This is a genomic window from Micromonospora chalcea (assembly GCF_028768405.1).
GTDB classification, from domain to species: Bacteria; Actinomycetota; Actinomycetes; order Mycobacteriales; family Micromonosporaceae; genus Micromonospora; species Micromonospora chalcea.
Genome location: NZ_CP118233.1, coordinates 5,196,558 through 5,209,804 on the forward strand (window position 1 = coordinate 5,196,558; position 13,247 = coordinate 5,209,804).

Genomic DNA, 13,247 nt, shown 5'->3' on the forward strand with positions numbered 1-13,247 from the left:
GGAAGGGCGTTTCCGTACCAAGATCTCAGCCGGGCCAGCCTGCGGATCGCAGGGCGGCACGCAACTGGGTGATCACACGGGTGGGGTCGTTGCGGACGGCCCAGGCGGGGAAGCGGAGCACCCGGTCACCGGTGGACCAGACGTCGTTCTGCCGCTGCATGTCCGCCCAGGCGGTCCTCGGGTCGAAGTGCTGCCCGCCGTCGATCTCGACGTGCACACGCCACCGCTCGAACCAGACGTCGAGGTAGCGCCGCCGCCCGGTGGCGTCTCGCCGCACGACCTGGAGAGACGGTTCGGGTAGCCCGGCCCGCCGGACTAGATCGAGGAAGTCGAGTTCGGCGAGGGAGTGGGCGCCGCCCGCCGCGTCGGTGGCGGTCGTCAGGATCAGGCGGTGGCGACGCGCCCGGGGAAGCCGTTCCAGCACCCGGTGCAGGTCGTCGCCCCAGACCAGGCGTTGCTGGAAGCCCGCCGCGATGACGGCCCGTGCCTCCTCGTCGGTCGCTGCCCACTGCGCCGCGTCGACGAGCGAGCGGGCCGGCATGGTCCGGCGGGGCCGGCCGATCGCGAGCACATCCTCCGGCGGTAGCACTGTGGTGCGGTGGACCCGTACGCCAGGTGGTATCGCCCGGGTCTGGTGCCGGGCCGGCAGCAGCAGATGGATGAGTCGGCTCTCGTAGCGCCTGAGCCCCCAGCACTGGGCTGCGGTGAGCCCGCCCAATGTCGCGGCCGGTCCAGCCGCCAGCACCGCGATCCAGCGCCGCTCATCCGGGCCGACGGGACCGTCGTGCGTGACGTAGACCCGGGGGTGCACCTGCCGCCAGCGCCCGCTGGCGATGCGGTGCCGGATCGTCTTCTCGGACAGGAACCGCCGAGCCTGCGCCGCACCCAGCACTCGCGCCTGACGGAAGAGCAACCAGCTCAGTTCCCCCGCGTCGTCCCCCGGCATCTCCACACCGGCAACCCCACCCGAACAGCACCCGTCACGCTGCCCCTGTGGACAACCGCCGAGATCTTGGTACGAAGACGCCCCTCGATGGGCGTCTTCGTACCAAGATCTTCAGGAGCCCAGGACCTGGGTCAAGTACGGGTTCTGGAAAAGGTTGTGGGGGTCCAGGCGGGTGCGGACGGATCGGAAGTCTTCGAATCTCGGGTAGGCGGTGGCCAGCGACTCCGCATCGCGCCAGTGCAGCTTGCCCCAGTGCGGGCGACCACCCAGTTCCGTCGCCACCTGCTCGAACGCGCGAAAATAAGGCTCGTACGGCATGCCCACGTACTGGTGCACGGCGATGTACGCGGAGTCCCGCCCGTACGAGTGGGACAGCCAGATGTCGTCGGCGGCGGTGAACCGCACCTCGACCGGGAACAGCACCTTGAACGGCAGCCGCTCCACGATCCGGCGCAGCTCGGCGAGCGCCGTCGGCAGCGTCTCGCGCGGCAGGCCGTACTCCATCTCCACGAAGCGGACCCGGCGTGGTGTGCAGAAGACCTGGTCGGAGCGGCCGGTGTAGGTGCGTTCGGTGAGCGCGCGGGCGGAGACGGCACTGATCGTGGGGGCGAGGGCGGGTACGGCGCGGCCGAGGCGGCAGGCGCCGGCGAAGACGGTGTTGGAGAGGAACTCGTCGTCGAGCCAGCCGCGCCAGCCGGGCAGCGGCTGGTCGTCGGCGGGTACCCGGTCGTTGGTCTTGACCTGCACCCGGTCGGTGTACGGGAACCAGTAGAACTCGGCGTGGTCGTGCGCCTCGTACAGGCCGGGCAGGTCGTCGAGTACCTCGGCGAGCGGGGCGGGGCGTTCGTGCGCGCGCAGCACGAAGGCGTCGACGCAGCGCAGCGTGACCTCGACCAGTACGCCGACCGCGCCGAGCCCGACCCGGGCGGCGTCGAAGACGTCGCGGTTCTCCTCGGCCGAGCAGCGCAGCACCTCGCCGGTGCCGGTGACGAGCGTCAGCCCGGCCACGAAGGTGGACAGGCAGCCCAGTTTCGCCCCGGTGCCGTGGGTGCCGGTGGAGAGCGCGCCGGCGATGGTCTGGGCGTCGATGTCGCCGAGATTCGGCATCGCCAGGCCGTGCCCGGCGAGCAGTTCGTTGAGCGTGTGCAACGTCATTCCAGCCGGTACGGTGACCAGGCGGCGCGCCACATCGACGGTGACGTCTGTCTCCAGTTCGGCGAGGTCGATGCGGTGCCCGTCGGCCACAGCCGTGGCGGTGAAGGAGTGGCCGCTGCCGGTGGCCCGGACGGTCCGGCCCGCCGCGGCGGCCTGACGGACCGCCTCGACGACGTCGGAGACGCTACGCGGGCGCACGGTGAGGAGCGCGGAGCTGTGCTGGTTGCCGGCCCAGTTGGACCAGGTGGCGGTGGTACCGGTCATCGCGGCCACTCCTCGACATGAATATGAACTGAATTCATATCAGGAACGTTGTGCCTGGTAAATACCGCAATCGAGCCCGGCTCGTTGTACCGGTAGTCACAGACTCGTGACGTGCAGATATGTTCATCCGTCGAAGGGGGGTGGCGCCGAGTGTCCACACCAGCCGCCACGACCGGGCCGCTGCGTCGGGTACCGGTGCAGGGTCGAAGTGTCGCGCGGGTCCAGCGGATGCTGGACGCCTGCGCCGAGCTCGTCGACGAGGTGGGGTACGAAGGGCTGACCACGACCCTGCTCGCCGAGCGCGCCGAGGTGGCGATCGGGTCGGTGTACCAGTTCTTTCCGGACAAACGGGCCATCGTGCAGGCGCTGACGCTGCGGACCATGGAGTCCTACCTCCAGCGGCTCGACGAGCGGTTCGCGTCGGACGATCTGACGCACTGGTGGGACGGCGTCGACGCGGCGATCGACGAGTACATCTCGATGCACCGCACCGTCCCCGGTTTCCGTACCCTGCACTTCGGCGACGTGGTCGACCTGCATCTGCTGGACGACCAGCGGGACAACAACGGGGTCATCGCGGAGCAGCTCGCCCGCGTACTCACCGAGCGTTTCGGCCTGGCCGGGGTGCCCGACCTGCGGTTCCACCTGGAGGTCGCGGTCGAGGCGGCCGACGCCCTGATCAAGCTGGCCTTCCGCCGCCGCACCGACGGCGACGAGCGGGTGCTGGTCGAGGCGAAGGCCCTCATCCGGGAGTACCTGCACCGGCAGGTCAACGCCCCGGCCGAGGCCGTGTCCCAGGGCTGAGCGGCACGCCGAGCGGCGGGTTCCCGGGTGCGCCGGGGCCCGCCGTCGTCACGCCGGCGGCGGGTCAGAGGAAGGCGTGGCCCTCGCCCCGGTAGGTGGGCACCGTCGCGACCACCGCGTCCCCGTCGACCAGGTGCACCTCGTTGACGTGCTCGCACATCTCGCCGGCCTTGGCGTGGCGGAACCACACCCGGTCACCGACCCGCAGGTCGTCCGCGGCGTCCCCGGCGAGCGGCGTCTGCACCTCACCGGCGCCCTCCGCGCCGAGCAGCTTCAGGCCGTCCGGCAGCCAGGGCCGGGGCAGCCGACTGCTCGCCGCCTGGCCGGAGGCGATCCAGCCGCCGCCGAGCACCGTCGCCAGCCCGGGCGCCGGGCGGCGGACCACCGCGCAGGCGAAGAACGCCGCCGGGGTCGGCCGCCAGGCACGGTACGCGTCGAACAGCGTCGGCCCGTACAGGCCGGAGCCCGCGGTGACCTCGGTGACCGCGGGGTCGGCGCTGGTGGCGGCCACGCTGCCGGTGCCGCCGCCGTTGACGAACTCCAGGTCGGCGTGTTCGCGTACCGCGGCGACCGCGTCCGAGCGGCGGGCCAGCAGTTCCCGGTACGACCCGCGCTGCGCGACCCGGATCGCCGAGCCGAGCACCGCCTGCCCGGGTGGCGCGTCGCCCAGACCGGCGATCTGCGCCTCGTACGACATCAGGCCGACCAGCCGGAAGCCCGGCCGGGCGGCGACGGCGGCGGCGAGCGCGCCGGCCGCCGTGGCGCTGTGCACCGGGGAGCGGCGCACGCCGACGTGCACCCGGCCCCGCAGCGGCCGCCAGGAGGCGTCCAGGTCGAGGCAGACCCGCAGCGCGGGGCGGCGCGCGGGCGGGCAGACCTGGTCGATCAGGTCGAGCTGGGCGGGGTCGTCGACCATCAGCGTCACCGCGTCGGCGAGCGCCGGGTCGGCGGCCAGTTCTGCCAGGCCGGCCCGGTGCGCCGTCGGGTACGCCACCAGCACGTCGTCGCTGACGCCGGAGCGGGCGAGCCAGACCGCCTCGGGCAGGGTGAAGGCCATCACGCCCTGCCAGCCGGGGCGGCCGAGCACGCGGGTCAGCAGCTCGCGGACCCGTACCGACTTGCTCGCCACGCGCAGCGGCTTGCCGTCGGCCCGGCCGGTCAGCGCGCCGGCGTTGGCGTCGAACGCGGAGAGGTCGACCACCGCGTACGGCGGGTCGAGGTGAGCGGTCGCCCGGTCGAGACGCTCGCGAAGTTTGTCACGGTCGATGGCCACGTCTGCACGCTAACTGTCTGGGCGAGAATGCGAAATACCCTCGCGTCTGTCCGGGCTGCGGGCGGTGGTCCCGGCGGCCTAGGCTCAGCGAGCAGGTGAATGTCGCGCAGGACCACTCCTCCCACGCGACTAGAGTGTTCCACCGGGGATGCCCAAACCTGGGCCGGCACGTGGAGGTACGGCCATCGAAAGCCAGAACAACGGCGAGTCGCCCGGCGTGTCGTCGCCCGGGACAGCCGCCGACCACTCCGGCGTCGCCGCCATCCGCTCGGTGCTGCGCATCCGGCCGTTCCGCAGGCTGTGGATCGTACTCAGCGCCGCCTCCTTCGGCGACTGGCTCGGTCTGCTCGCCACCGCGCTGTTCGCCGCCTCCCAGGTCTCCGGCAGCACCGCCCAGGGCGCCGCGTTCGGCGGTGTGACAGCGATCCGGCTGCTCCCGGCGCTGGTGCTCGGCCCGGTGGCGGGCGTGTTCGCCGACCGGTTCGACCGCCGGTGGACGATGGTCATCTGCGACCTGCTGCGCTTCGTGCTGTTCGCCTCGATCCCGCTCTACGCGCTGACCGGCGCCGCGGGCGGGCTGGTGGTCGGCTGGGCGCTGATCGCCACGTTCCTGATCGAGTCGATCACGCTGATGTGGATCCCGGCCAAGGAAGCGGCGGTCCCCAACCTCATCCCGCGTACCCGGCTGGAAGCGGCGAACCAGCTCACGCTGATCACCACGTACGGCCTCACGCCGGTTGCGGCGGCCATCGCGCTGGCCGTGCTGGACCGCGGCGTCCGCGGCGCGGTCGGCGGCGACCTGCCGAACTGGGCCGAGCCGGCCCAGCTCGCGCTCTGGTTCAACGCGTTCTCCCGGCTGGCCACCGCGCTCGTGGTGGCGTTCGGGATCAAGGAGATCAGCCACGCCCAGCGCGGCGAGGCCGAGCGCTCCGAGCAGAGCATGTTCCGGCAGTTCTCCGAGGGCTGGAAGTACATCGGCCAGACCCCGCTCGTCCGCGGCCTGGTGCTGGGCATCTTCGGCGCGTTCGCCGGCGGCGGCATCGTGGTCGGCACGGCCAAGTTCTTCGCCAACTCGCTCGGCGCCGGTGACGCCGCGTTCTCGCTGCTCTTCGGCGCGATCTTCGTCGGCCTGGCGCTCGGCATCGGCCTCGGTCCGATGATCGTGCGGGACATGTCCCGCCGCCGCTGGTTCGGCATGAGCATCGTGCTCGCCAGCGCCTCGGTGCTGGTGCTCGCGTTCGCCATCCACCTGTCGATGGCCATCCTCGGCGCGATCCTGGTCGGCGCGGGCGCCGGCATGGCGTTCCTGGCCGGCACCACGCTGCTCGGCGGCGAGGTCGCCGACGAGGTACGCGGGCGCGTCTTCGCGGTGGTGCAGATCGGCACCCGGCTGGTGCTGATCCTCGCCATCGCGCTCAGCAGCCTCCTGGTCGGCGTCGGCGGCTCCCGCCAGCTCACCATCGCCGACCTGGGCATCTCCATCTCCTCGACGCGCCTGCTGCTGCTCGCCGCCGGCGCGGCCGGCATCATCGCCGGCATCAGCGCGTTCGGCCAGATGGACGACAAGAAGGGCGTGCCGGTCCTCGCCGACCTGTGGGGCTCGATCCGGGGCCGCCCGCTGATGCCGGCCGAGCCGTTCGTCTCCAGCGGTCTCTTCGTGGTCTTCGAGGGCGGCGAGGGCGCCGGCAAGTCCACCCAGCTCGCCGTGCTCGCCGAGCGCCTGCGCGCGCAGGGGCGGGACGTGGTGGTCACCCGCGAGCCGGGCGCCACACCGGTCGGTGAGCGGATCCGCTCGCTGGTGCTTGACACCGGCACGGACGAGGCGCCGTCGCCGCGCGCCGAGGCGCTGCTCTACGCCGCCGACCGGGCGCACCACGTCGCGACTGTCGTCCGCCCGGCGCTCGTGCGCGGCGCGGTGGTGATCAGCGACAGGTACGTCGACTCGTCACTGGCCTACCAGGGCGCCGGCCGGACGCTGCCGGTGGACGAGGTCTCCTGGCTCTCGTCCTGGGCCACCGGCGGCCTCAAGCCCGACCTGGTGGTGCTGCTCGACGTCGAGCCGCGTACCGGCCTGAGCCGGGTGGAGACGCGCAACGAGGGGGCCGACCGGCTGGAGGCCGAGTCGCTGACGTTCCACGAGCGCGTCCGGTACGCCTTCCTCGACCTGGCCGCCGGTGACCCGAAGCGTTACCTCGTGCTCGACGCGTCCCGGCCGGTGGACGAGATCGCCGACGCGGTGGCCCGCCGGGTGGGTGAGCTCCTCGCCGACCCGGGCGGGATCGTGCACCCGCGTCCGGCGCAGGGCCCGGACACCTCGGTCCAGCCTGAGTTATCCGACGCGGAGCTGGTGACGATGGAGCAACCCCGAAGATGACCGACGTCTTCGGCGATCTGGTCGGGCAGGACGAGGCGGTGGACACGCTGCGGCGGGCCGCCGCCTCGGCCGCCGCGCTGCTGCGCGCCGCCGTGCCCGTCGCGGCCGGCGCGCCGGCGGGCGGGTACGACGACCTCGACGCGCTCGCCGAGGAGCTCGACGGCACCGACGCCGACCCGCCTCCGGCACCCGCCGCTGAAGCCGATCCCGGCGCCGGTATGACCCACGCCTGGATCTTCACCGGGCCGCCCGGATCCGGCCGGTCGGTGGCCGCCCGCGCGTTCGCCGCCGCCCTGCAGTGCGTGCACGGCACCGGATGCGGCAGCTGCCCCGGCTGCCACACCACGCTCACCGGCACGCACGCCGACGTGCGCCTCGTCGTTCCGGACGGGCTCTCCATCGGTGTCGGCGAGATGCGCGCGCTGGTGCTCAGGGCGGCGAGCACGCCGTCCGGCGGCCGGTGGCAGGTAGTGATCATCGAGGACGCCGACCGGCTCACCGAGGCCGCCGGCAACGCGCTGCTCAAGGCGATCGAGGAGCCGCCGCCGCGTACCGTCTTCCTGCTCTGCGCCCCGTCCACCCACCCCGACGACATCTCCGTGACCATCCGGTCGCGCTGCCGCGTCGTACCGTTGCGCCAGCCGCCGCCGGCCGCGGTGGCCGAGGTGCTGGTCCGCCGGGACGGCATCGCGCCGGACGTGGCCGAGTGGGCCGCGGCGGCCGCGCAGGGGCACGTGGGCCGGGCTCGGCGGCTGGCCCGCGACCCGGAGGCCCGGCAGCGGCGCGACGCGGTGCTGGCCGTGCCGCGCCGGCTGACCGGCGTGGGCGCGGCGTTCGACGCCGCCTCGGCGCTGATCGAGGCCGCCGAGGCGGAGGCCGCCGCCTCGGTCGTCGAGATCGACGAGGCGGAGCGTACGGCGTTGCAGACCGCGCTCGGTGCGGGCGGCACCGGCCGGGGCGCGGCCGGCGCCATGCGCGGCGCGGCCGGCCAGCTCAAGGATCTGGAGAAGCGGCAGAAGTCGCGGGCCACCCGTGCCCAGCGGGACGCGCTCGACCGGGCGCTGGTCGACCTGGCCGGGTTCTACCGCGATGCGCTCACCATGGCGTTGCGGGCGCCGGTCGCCCCGGTGCACACCGACACCGCGGCGCTGGCCGGCGCGGGCGCGCAGAAGTGGGACGCCGAGGGCTCGCTGCGCCGCCTGGAGGCGGTGCTGGAGTGCCGGGCGGCGATCGAGGCGAACGTCAAGCCGCGAATCGCGGTGGAGGCGATGATGCTCGCCCTCTGGCGCGGCTGACCCACGCCCGCTCCACGCTGTCCACAGGGCATCGACACGCGCGATTGGCGTGCGGTACGGTCCCCGGTGATGCCGCCGTGATCGAGGCGGCACGCTCAGTGATGTTGGGGCCGACCGGCCGGGAGGAGTCCGCCGATGCCGCGGGGCGAGATCGACGAGGCCTGGATCGAGGAGGCGGTGCGGCGCTACCGCCGCATCGAGAACCTGCAGGCCGAGTTCGACCAGGCGGTGGCCACTGTCGAGGTCACCGTCCGCTCGCCCGACGGCCTTGTCGAGGTGGTGGTGACAGCCGGTGGGCGCATCACCGACGTGCGTTTCCTCGGGCCGCTGCACCACCGCAGCCCACGTGACGTGGCCGGGTCGGTGCAGGCGGCGGTCACCGCCGCCGCCGACGCGGCGCAGTGGGCGCGGGAGAAGCTGCACAACGAGACGTTCGCGGCCTACCGGCCGCTGGCGGGAGCCTGACATGGAGACGCTGCGCGCCCTGGCCGCCCGCCTCGACGAGGCCGGCGCGACCCTCGCCACGCTGGCCCGCACGGTCACCGCCACCGACCCGCCGCACCCCGCGTTCGGCGCGCACGCCGCCGGCCGGCCCGGTGAGGTGGGCCGCGCGCTGCACCGGCAGTGGACCGCCGCCACCGCCGACCGAGCGCGCGAGGCACAGGCTGCCGCCGTCCGGCTGGCCGCCGCCGCGGCGGCGCTGCGCCGCGCCGCCGACCGCTATGCCGCCGCCGACGACGGCGTGGCCCGGCGGCTGGCCCGGGAGGCCTGATGGACGCGCTCGACCGCCTCGCGGAGCCGGGGCTCGACCTGCTCGCCCGCGTCGACACGCTGCTCGCCGCCGGCGCACCCGAGGGCCACCGCCTCTGGCCGCTGCTGCGCCGCATGCAGGTGCTCCCCGGCGCGGCCGTGCGCGAGTTCCTCGACCTGCACCCCGCGCCGCTGACCGACGCCGGCCACGCCGTGCGCCGGCTCGTCCGGGGGTACGACGACACCTGCGCCCTGCTCGGCGACCAGGTCGCCTGGTCCGGCGCCGCCGCGTCGGCGTACGACGAGGCGCGCGCAACACTGCTCCGGCACCTGGACGAGGGGCCGGAGAGCCTGGTCGGGCGGCTGGAGTCGACGGCGAGTTACGCGGACGCGCTGGCCGGCTGGGTGGAGGGCAGCCGGGTCGCGCTGGCCCGCGCGCTGGCCGAGGTGCTGGGTTCGTCCGAAGCGGTCGCCGTGCACGCGGCGACCCGGCCCGGCGTCCACGCCGGACCGGCCGGGGCGTCGGCCGCGGCCGAGATCGCCACCCGGATCCTGGGCGTGCTCGGAGTCGCCTACGACGGCGCCGAGACGCTGCTGCGTCAGTGGGGGCCGAGCCTCGCGGAGACGGTCTGGCGGGATCGGCCGGCGGTCGCGCCGCACTACGGCGGCACCACCCGAATCGGCTACTGACGGTCCACGGCGCCGCGCGCCGGACCGGCCGTGGCCGGGCAACGGCGGCGACGCCGTGGACTTCCCCTGCACCCCCCGCAGGTATGTCTTCACTCAACGCTGTCGGCAGACGCTTGTCCCGGCGGCGGGCGAGGTTTCAGCCGTCCGGGCGAGGCGAAGGGGCGATTCGGCCGGGTCGACGGAGCCGATCGCCGCTGTCGGTGACCGTACGGCGACCGGCCGCCGTACGGCGGGCCCCGATCCGCGTAGGGTGGGGCGCATGGGCATGCTCTGCGCGGTCAGTTTCAACCGGTACGGGCGCCTCTACTACCTCGACCCGGGCGAGCTGCGCCCGCAGGTGGGCGACCGGGTGCTGGTGCCCACCGACGAGGGACCCGAGGTGGCCGAGTGCGTCTGGGCGGCCCAGTGGGTCACCGAGGACACCGACGGATTCCCGAAACTCGCCGGGCTCGCCGAGGACGACGATCTGCGCCGCGACGAGATGCTGCGCCGGCGCAAGGCCGAGGCGAAGGTGGCCGCCAAGCGGCTGATCCGCGAACACGGCCTGCCGATGAAGGTGGTAGCCGTCGACCACGTCCTGGCCACGCCGGAGAACGGCAGCGACCGCACCACCATCTACTTCACCGCGCCGCACCGGGTCGACTTCCGTTCCCTGGTCCGGGACCTGGGCGCCACCCTGCACTGCCGGGTCGAGCTGCGGCAGCTGTCCGCCCGCGACTCGGCACGGGTGCAGGGCGGCATCGGCTCCTGCGGGCGTGACCTGTGCTGCGCCACGTTCCTGACCGACTTCGAGCCGGTGACCATCCGGATGGCGAAGGACCAGGACCTGCCGCTCAACCCGCTGCGCATCTCCGGCGCGTGCGGGCGGCTGATGTGCTGCCTGAAGTACGAGCACCCGCTGTACCAGAAGTTCCAGGAGACGGCCCCCGCGGTCGGCAGCCGGGTGTCCACGCCGCAGGGTGAGGGCAAGGTGGTCGGCCACAGCGTCCCGCGCGACGCGGTGACGGTCCGCCTGGACGCCGACGGCTCCCGCTCGATGTGCTCCCGCGCGTCGGTCTGCGGCCCCAGACAGGCCCACGACCAGCACTACCCCCAGCCCTGACCCTCCCGCCCCTTCGGCGGCGATCAGGGGTCAGCGGATGACGATCGGGGGTTCGGCCAGGCGGGGGGTCAGCGGGGTCTTCGGGGTCAGCCAGGAGGCGGTGGGGGACTGGTCGGGGTTGAGCTGCCAGTCGTGGGACACCTTGTCCACGGCGATCGGGTAGATCGTCAACGTGCCGTCCGGGTCGATCCGGAACCGCAGGAACGCCTTCGAGTCCTCGATGCCCTGGGCGGCGAACAACTCGTTCAGGTTGACCCCGAACGCGCCGGCCACCAGCAGGTACAGCGCGACGAGCTGGCTGGCGACCAGACCGCTCACCGGCCCGTAGAGCACCGCTGCGGCGACCGCCGGCAGCGGCCACGGCCAGTCGTAGAACGGCAGCTGCAACCAGACCCACGTGCCGCCGGCGGCGAGAGCTATCTGGGCCAGTCCGTGCGCCACCCCGAGGATCCAGTGGCGGGCGTGCCGCTTCCCGCCCGCCGTCGGCGGCTTGGCGAAGAACACAGCGCCCATCATCGCCACCACCAGCATGATCGCCAGCGGCACGCTGAACAGCCGCTGCTCGGTGGTGCCCACCCGCTGCACCGCCACGCCGGCCATGGCCAGCATCAGCAGCGTCTGCAGGGTGCCGAGCAGCGTGGTGAAGCCCGGGTTGCGGAACGGCAGCCGGGCGAAGATGCCCCAGCCGTACCGGCGGGAGCGGGCCTTGTCCGGGTAGCGCGCGGCCAGGTCGTACTCCCGGGTGTTGCTGGCCCGCCGGGTCAGCGTGTCACGCGGCGGCACCTCCAGCTTCTCCGGCAGCCGGTGCGTGGGGTAGAGGTAGGCGCCGCCACCGCCGCACGTGACGAGCTGCCGGTCCGTCCCGGCGTAACGGGCGTAGTGGTGCAGGTCGCCGGAGACCAGCACCCGCACCTGCGCGCCGGTCGGCGCGACGAGGGTACGGATGAAGTAGTCGATTGAGTCGTACGCGTTGGGGTGGTCCACGGCCTTGACCCACGTCGGCGCCGGCACCGCCAGGATCACCTTGGATTCCGGGGTGAGCTTGCGGGCCACCTCGTCGAAGTAGGTGAGCTGCGGGTCGTCCAGGTACGACCCGGACTGGTCGTCGAGGCCGAGCAGCCACCAGCCGGCCGGCAGCTCGACCGCGAAGTACGAGCGGGACTGGCCGGTGCCCCAGCCGCCGAAGTGCCGGTCCCGGGTGCGCACGAACAGCCGCAGGAACGCGGTCAGCCCGTCGTACCAGTCGTGGTTGCCCGGCACCGCGAACAGCGTCGGCTTCTCCGGCGGAGCGACCGGCAGCGCGGACTGGTACGGGCCCTTGCAGCGGTCCTCGTACGCCTCGTAGCCCGCCGCCGGGTAGACCTGGTCACCACCCATCACCAGCGTCTGCGCCCGCGGAAGCCGGTGCCCGTCCACCGTCAGCTCCGGCTGGGCGAGCAGGTACGCCACCGAGTACGTGGCGTCGAAGCCGTCACCCAGGTCGGCCACGTAGTCGAGCCAGAGCCCGCCGTCCGGCCCGACCTGCCGGAACGTGCCGTCGCCGAACGCGTTCTGCAGCTCGCGCTTGTCCAGGTACGCCCCGAACAGCATCGCCAGCAGCGTACGCAGGCCGGTGCTGATCAACAGCAGCGGCGCGAGCCAGGGCACCGGCCGGCGCGGGGTGAAGCCCAACTCCTGCGGGTCGATCTTGCGGGGGCGGCGGGTGGCGCGCTCGCCGGGATGCGCCTCGGGGGCCGCTGGCCGCGGCGGTTCGTCGGTCACCCGCCGCAGGGTAGTCGGGACGCGGCGCGAAGTCTCTCCCGTGACGGGGCGGACGTGGCTCGGTGTCCGGGTTCGGAGGCGGGGGGATCCGGTTCGGCTTCGGCCGGGGAGTGCCGTACACTTTACGATCGTTGCCGCCTTAGCTCAGTCGGCTAGAGCGACGCACTCGTAATGCGTAGGTCGACGGTTCGATTCCGTCAGGCGGCTCCACGGAAAGGCCCAGGTCACCGGCTTGATCGCCGATCATGACCTGGGCCTTTCGCCTACCGTCGCAGGGCCGAGCAGCCAAGCGAGCAGCCGACCTATTCATCCGACCACCGCGCCCCTCCAGCCGCGAAGCCGCTTCCCGTGCGATCTCCGGAGCAACGTGGGCGTAGATGTTGAGGGTGACGTAGGCCCGCCGGCCGGATGATCTCCCGGAACGACCGGTGGTCGTTGCGCGGATGGATGGGCGTGCCAACGGCTGTCGCGAAGACCAGAGCCGGATCAGCCCAGCTGTCAGCGTCGAACCGTTCCGCCGCCTTGGGCCTGGTGAAGCATTGGTTGTGCTGGCCGTGCTGCCCCAGCTTGGGCGATCAATGCCGGTCGTGAGCATGGTGGCGCAGCACGGCGAGACGTCCGCAGCGGCGAGGCAGCAAGAAGACAGCACGAAGCCTGAGCAGGGATGACCAGGAGCATCAAGAGGCGCCGGCCTTCAGCTGCTTGCCGATGCCAGTCAGCACGGTTCGGGAGCCGTCAAGAGTTCGAGTCCGCATCCCCCGCCGGGGTCATGTCCGACGGAGGATGCTGGGCGGGCGCTGCGGGTGAGATCCACGCAAGCCGGCTGCTGAGTC

General features: G+C 73.1%; 11 protein-coding genes and 1 tRNA gene. 8 read left to right on the forward strand and 4 right to left on the reverse strand.

All coding sequences use genetic code 11. The features are described from left to right. Positions 1 to 25 precede the first annotated feature (25 nt). The gene (locus PVK74_RS23320) at positions 26 to 946 is read right to left on the reverse strand and encodes a DUF559 domain-containing protein (protein ID WP_069088098.1); all 921 of its coding nucleotides are present in this window, start codon (positions 944 to 946) and stop codon (positions 26 to 28) included. A gap of 111 nt (positions 947 to 1,057) precedes the next feature. Continuing rightward, positions 1,058 to 2,374: a D-arabinono-1,4-lactone oxidase gene (locus PVK74_RS23325; RefSeq protein WP_274477207.1), complete on the reverse strand. Its 1,317-nt coding sequence runs from the start codon at positions 2,372 to 2,374 to the stop codon at positions 1,058 to 1,060. Positions 2,375 to 2,593: 219 nt separating this feature from the next. Here PVK74_RS23325 and PVK74_RS23330 point away from each other — a divergent pair, with 219 nt between their 5' ends. Continuing rightward, positions 2,594 to 3,169 (forward strand): TetR/AcrR family transcriptional regulator, encoded by a 576-nt coding sequence (locus tag PVK74_RS23330; RefSeq protein WP_073826205.1) that lies wholly within the window; start codon positions 2,594 to 2,596, stop codon positions 3,167 to 3,169. Positions 3,170 to 3,233: 64 nt separating this feature from the next. Here PVK74_RS23330 and PVK74_RS23335 read toward each other — a convergent pair whose 3' ends face one another. Further along, positions 3,234 to 4,442, reverse strand: a complete 1,209-nt coding sequence (locus PVK74_RS23335) for an amino acid deaminase/aldolase (protein ID WP_210884349.1) — start codon at positions 4,440 to 4,442, stop codon at positions 3,234 to 3,236. A 217-nt stretch (positions 4,443 to 4,659) separates the two neighbouring features. On the opposite strand from PVK74_RS23335, the gene tmk reads away from it, so the two are divergent. The 6 genes from tmk (at position 4,660) to PVK74_RS23365 (ending at position 10,653) form a co-directional block, all read left to right on the forward strand. Next, positions 4,660 to 6,816: a dTMP kinase gene (gene tmk / locus PVK74_RS23340; RefSeq protein ID WP_233514596.1), complete on the forward strand. Its 2,157-nt coding sequence runs from the start codon at positions 4,660 to 4,662 to the stop codon at positions 6,814 to 6,816. Beyond that, positions 6,813 to 8,111: a DNA polymerase III subunit delta' gene (locus PVK74_RS23345; protein WP_064448456.1), complete on the forward strand. Its 1,299-nt coding sequence runs from the start codon at positions 6,813 to 6,815 to the stop codon at positions 8,109 to 8,111. The genes tmk and PVK74_RS23345 overlap by 4 nt, the downstream gene beginning before the upstream one ends. 135 nt (positions 8,112 to 8,246) lie before the next feature. Beyond that, on the forward strand, positions 8,247 to 8,576 hold the full coding sequence (locus PVK74_RS23350) for a YbaB/EbfC family nucleoid-associated protein (protein WP_013473591.1): 330 nt from the start codon (positions 8,247 to 8,249) through the stop codon (positions 8,574 to 8,576). A 1-nt stretch (position 8,577) separates the two neighbouring features. Then, positions 8,578 to 8,883 (forward strand): hypothetical protein, encoded by a 306-nt coding sequence (locus tag PVK74_RS23355; protein ID WP_274477208.1) that lies wholly within the window; start codon positions 8,578 to 8,580, stop codon positions 8,881 to 8,883. Further along, positions 8,883 to 9,551 carry a hypothetical protein gene (locus PVK74_RS23360; RefSeq protein ID WP_064448457.1) on the forward strand — a complete coding sequence of 223 codons (669 nt, stop codon included), beginning with the start codon at positions 8,883 to 8,885 and terminating at the stop codon, positions 9,549 to 9,551. Before PVK74_RS23355 ends, PVK74_RS23360 begins: the two co-directional genes overlap by 1 nt. Before the next feature lie 259 nt (positions 9,552 to 9,810). Continuing rightward, the gene (locus tag PVK74_RS23365) at positions 9,811 to 10,653 is read left to right on the forward strand and encodes a PSP1 domain-containing protein (protein ID WP_043327224.1); all 843 of its coding nucleotides are present in this window, start codon (positions 9,811 to 9,813) and stop codon (positions 10,651 to 10,653) included. Between the two features lie 30 nt (positions 10,654 to 10,683). Here the strand turns inward: PVK74_RS23365 and PVK74_RS23370 are convergent, their stop codons facing one another. Beyond that, positions 10,684 to 12,414 carry a metallophosphoesterase family protein gene (locus PVK74_RS23370; protein WP_274477210.1) on the reverse strand — a complete coding sequence of 577 codons (1,731 nt, stop codon included), beginning with the start codon at positions 12,412 to 12,414 and terminating at the stop codon, positions 10,684 to 10,686. A 133-nt stretch (positions 12,415 to 12,547) separates the two neighbouring features. Here PVK74_RS23370 and PVK74_RS23375 point away from each other — a divergent pair. Beyond that, positions 12,548 to 12,624: transfer RNA gene (locus PVK74_RS23375), tRNA-Thr, on the forward strand. Positions 12,625 to 13,247: the final 623 nt, after the last annotated feature.